This is a genomic window from Rhodopseudomonas sp. (genome assembly GCF_048594845.1).
Lineage (GTDB): Bacteria > Pseudomonadota > Alphaproteobacteria > Rhizobiales > Xanthobacteraceae > Rhodopseudomonas.
The window spans coordinates 1-4,052 of sequence record NZ_JBMDXE010000042.1 but is presented as its reverse complement, the minus strand read 5'-3'; the positions used below and the strand labels follow the sequence as shown (position 1 = coordinate 4,052).

General features: G+C 66.1%; 4 protein-coding genes. 2 read left to right on the top strand and 2 right to left on the bottom strand.

Features of this window, described 5'->3' with window-relative positions; translation table 11 throughout:
- Positions 1-88: 88 nt before the first annotated feature.
- Positions 89-1,552 (bottom strand): cryptochrome/photolyase family protein, encoded by a 1,464-nt coding sequence (locus ACOJTD_RS02350; protein ID WP_420131334.1) that lies wholly within the window; start codon positions 1,550-1,552, stop codon positions 89-91.
- 109 nt (positions 1,553-1,661) lie between these two features.
- Between ACOJTD_RS02350 and ACOJTD_RS02345 the strand changes: the two genes are divergently transcribed.
- Both ACOJTD_RS02345 and ACOJTD_RS02340 read left to right on the top strand, forming a co-directional pair.
- Positions 1,662-2,060 carry a DUF2177 family protein gene (locus ACOJTD_RS02345; RefSeq protein WP_420131333.1) on the top strand — a complete coding sequence of 133 codons (399 nt, stop codon included), beginning with the start codon at positions 1,662-1,664 and terminating at the stop codon, positions 2,058-2,060.
- A gap of 331 nt (positions 2,061-2,391) precedes the next feature.
- On the top strand, positions 2,392-3,003 hold the full coding sequence (locus ACOJTD_RS02340; protein ID WP_420131332.1) for a hypothetical protein: 612 nt from the start codon (positions 2,392-2,394) through the stop codon (positions 3,001-3,003).
- A gap of 67 nt (positions 3,004-3,070) precedes the next feature.
- Here the strand turns inward: ACOJTD_RS02340 and ACOJTD_RS02335 are convergent.
- Positions 3,071-4,052: alkaline phosphatase family protein (locus ACOJTD_RS02335; RefSeq protein ID WP_420131331.1), on the bottom strand; the 982-nt coding region annotated here is incomplete at its 5' end.

Below are 4,052 nucleotides of genomic sequence, written 5' to 3'. Positions count from 1 at the left end.
GTTTGCGGAATAGGCGTTGCGTAAAGTCCCGGATGGACTCGACGATAGCCGATTCGCGTCTGTTAGTAGCGATACTAACCGAAGTTGTTCAACGTTGACGCAGTTTGGCGTAGGCCGCAAGGGCTCGTGCGCGGCCCGCCTTGTGTTCGACGATCGGCGCCGGGTAGTTGCCGCCCAGCGTGACGCCTGTGGCGGCGAGCTCGACCGGGGTCGCGCTCCACGGCTGGTGGATAAATTTGGCCGGCATCGACGCGAGCTCTGGCACCCAGCGCCGCACGTAATCGCCGTTCGGATCGAACTTTTCGCCCTGCAGCACCGGATTGAACACCCGGAAATACGGCGCCGCATCGGCGCCGCAGCCAGCCACCCACTGCCAGTTGGCCGGATTGCTGCCGGGGTCGGCGTCGACCAGCGTGTCCCAGAACCACGCTTCGCCGAGCCGCCAGTCGATCAGCAGGTGCTTCACCAAAAACGACGCGACCACCATGCGGACGCGGTTGTGCATGACCCCGCTGTGCCATAGCTCGCGCATTCCGGCGTCGACGATCGGGTAGCCGGTGCGGCCACGCTGCCAGGCGTGCAGGGCTGTGTCGTCGCCGGTCCATGGAAAGTCGTCGAACGCTGGCTGCAGGTTGCGCGCGGCGAGGTCGGGATGATCGACCAGCAGGTGCCGGCAGAACTCGCGCCAGCCGAGCTCGCTGAGGAATTTGTCGACGTCCGCCGCAACCGCCGGCCGTTCCGCCGCGGCGAAGCGAGCCGCGAACCAGACCTGTCGCGGGCTGATTTCGCCGAACCGGAGATGCGGTGACAGGCGTGAGGTCGCCTCACGATCCGGCCGGTCGCGTCCAGTCGAGTAGCCGGGCAAGCCTTCGAGGAAGGAGTGGAGTTTGTCGCGGGCGGCGTCCTCGCCCACGCTCCAGGTGTCCCGCAGGCCACCGGCCCAGTCCGGCGCCGTCGGCTCGAGCTGCCACGATGCCAAGTCGTCACTCGGCACGTCGGGCAGGATGTGCAGCCTCGCCGGCGCCTGCAGGAGCTGCGGCGGATCGCCGAGGCTGAGCACGCGGCGCCAGAACGGCGTGAACACGCGCAAGCCGCGGCCTTCCTTGGTGCGGATGGCTGCTGGCGCGGCGAGCAGGTCACCATGATGGCGATGGTGCGCGATGCCGGCGATGCTGAGTGCCTCGGCAAGATCGTCGGCGACGGCGCGATAGGGCGCGATCTCGATCTCGTTCCAGTGCACGGCGGCGGCGTCCAGCTGCCGCGCAAGTTCGGCGATGCTGTCGGCGGCTGGCCCGCGGCGCAGGATCAGCGCGGCGCCGCGTGTCTGCAGCGAGCTCGAAAGAGCACGCAGCGACTGCGCCAGCCACCAGCGCGAGGCAGCGCCAAGCGGTCGCGCGAGCGGCGGCCGGAGCTGTGCACTCTGTTCGTCGAACACATACACGCAAACCAGCGGCGCGCCGGTGGCCGCAGCTTCGTGCAATGCCGGATGATCGGCCAACCGAAGGTCGTCGCGAAACCAGACGATGACGGGGCGGGGCGCGTCCTTGGCCATATGACTCCATCCGGGAAGAGGAATTGCTTCGCAGGTTCGCTTGCGGGCTTGAAACCAGCGAATAAGTAAAGCGTAGTGAAGATGATGCGGCTGTTTGCGGGAGGCTGATGTGAAGCGGTACGGGGTTCTTTATCTGGCGACTTTTCTGATCCTGATCCCGCTGGATTTCCTTTTTCTCGGAACGATTGCGAAGAGCTTCTTCAACGCGCAGGTCGGCGAAATGCTCGGGCCGGTGCGGATGCTGCCAGCGGTCATGTTCTATTTGCTTTACGTTGTCGGCATCCTAGTATTCGTCAATGGCTCGGCCACGGCAACGTGGCAATCCTCGTTATTGTTCGGGGCCTTGTTCGGATTGTTCTGCTATTCGACGTTCGAGCTGACCTCGCTGGCGCTGCTGAAGCACTGGACCTGGCCGGTGGTCGCGGTCGACATCTCCTGGGGCATGTTCGTCACCGCCGTGTCCGGCGCGCTGGGCCTGCTGCTTGCCGACTGGTGGTCGCCGCGCTGAGCGGCGTTCCTTCCAAACAACCCTAACGGCATACGCTGGTCCGGCCGGGACTTCCTGTCCCGCCGCGAGCCCGGCTTGGCTCGGCATGAAGACGCCGCGTAACTCGCCGTGCGTCTGAACCTGCCGCGGCGCTGCTGCGACATTCTGTTAGCAAACTGCCCCGAGAAAGCCTTCGCTGCGCCGCAACGCCGCCGGAGCAGCTTGCGATCTCAATGTCCGTGACTGCGGTCACTGCGACTTGTTCGCAACGCTGTCGATAACTCGGCATCGTCGAACAGGGAACTCGCAAGCGACGACGAAAGCTTAACCAAGCGTTTACGCCGGCGTGGAAATGCTGGTCGACAACCAACATGAAGAGCAAGGAATCATGACTGCCGCTGCCCTGGCCGACGAGATCGGCATCGAACCCCACCGGATTTCCGACCGCTACAGCGCTGCGCAGGCGCTCGGTGTCGTGCGCGACGGTGTGATCACCGGCGAGGGCCCGACGACGCGGGGCAGGGTCCACTTCTCGCGAACACTGGACGCGGCCGATGCCGCCTGGTGTGTGCGCATCCTCACTGCCGCGGCGGTGGAGAACCAGCCCATCAGCCGCGCCGAGTGCGAAGCGCTGTTCGAGATCAACGCCGCCGCTGCTGAGCGTAAGGACGAAGGTCGCTTCGACGACCTGTTCGCCAAGGCGGTGGTGCACCACGCGGCGTCGTCGTCCGGTCTGCCGGTGCCGTCGCGCAGTGTCGCGCTGGCGCCCGACACCGAGATCGAGTCCTGGGCGCCAACCCAGGCTGTCGGGGTCAACACCGAAGTGCTCGAATGGATCGCCCGTCAGATGCGCGGCAGTGCGCGTCCGAACAACCGGACGCTGATGCGCATGGTCGCGACCCTGGTTGGCGTTGCCACCCTGCCGCTGATCCAGCTGCCGAACGTGTTCGATCTGGGGATGTAAGTCCTTCGTCCTGCCCGGGACGAGCCCGGACATGACAAGCTGACAGGATTGCCGAGAACGGTGGGGATTACTTCCCCGCCGTTTTCTTTTTTGCAGCGTCGTCGTCGAGCCCCAGCGTGCGGCCGGGGAAGCCGGCGACGTCGAAATAGCGCTGGTCGCCGACGCGCTGGAAGGCCAGCACGGTACGCAGGCCGTTGGCCGGCTTGGAGCGGACCACGCTCGCGGTCGCCTTCGGCGTCGCGCCGTCCGGCATCGCCTCGGTCATCACCCGGCCGACCAGGCTGCCCTTGTTGGTCGGCGTCAGGCCCATCAGATGCGCGGCGGTGAAGCCGACGTCGGCGTTGCTGACGGGCAGGGGATCGACGAAGCCGGCCTTGAAGCTCGGACCGGTCGCCGCCATGAAGTTCATGGTGTCGCCGCGGCTGAACGAGCCATGCATGCCCTGGCCCTGGCGGAGCACGGTGTCGGCGACCTGCACCGAGCACTGCGTCGGCTCGGCGCAGCCGGACGCGTAGGACCGGAAGTTGACCACGATCGTCGGCGTCGGCGTCGCGGCCTTGCCCTTCAGGGTGAGCGCCGACAGCGGCAGCGCGCCGGGGAAGCTGCCGAGCGAGTCATCGACGAACAGTCCGCTGACGTAGTCCTGCTCGAGCAGGGCCCGGATGGTGCGGCCGGCGAGCTTCTTGTCGCCGGTCGGCAGATAGATCAGGTCCGAGCCGCCATTGGTGGCGACAACCAGATCCGGCTTGGCCGGATCCTTGCCGAGCACGCCGTTCCCGGCCTTGGGGTGGGCGTTGTCGCCGACCGCTGCGTTGCCGTTGTTGGGATCGAACAGCGGCAGCTTCAGCGCCTTGGCCAGATCGATGGCGAGGAAGCCCATCGGCAGGAAGCCGGCCGGGGTGTCGTCGTAGCTCGCCTTGGCGGACGGCGAGGTCTTGCTCTGCTTCGAGATCGTCGAGAAGCCGTGGTCGGCCGACACGATGATGTTGGTCGAGGCGGAGAGCCCAAGCTCATCCAGAGCTTTGCGCAACTGCGCGAGGTTGTTGTCG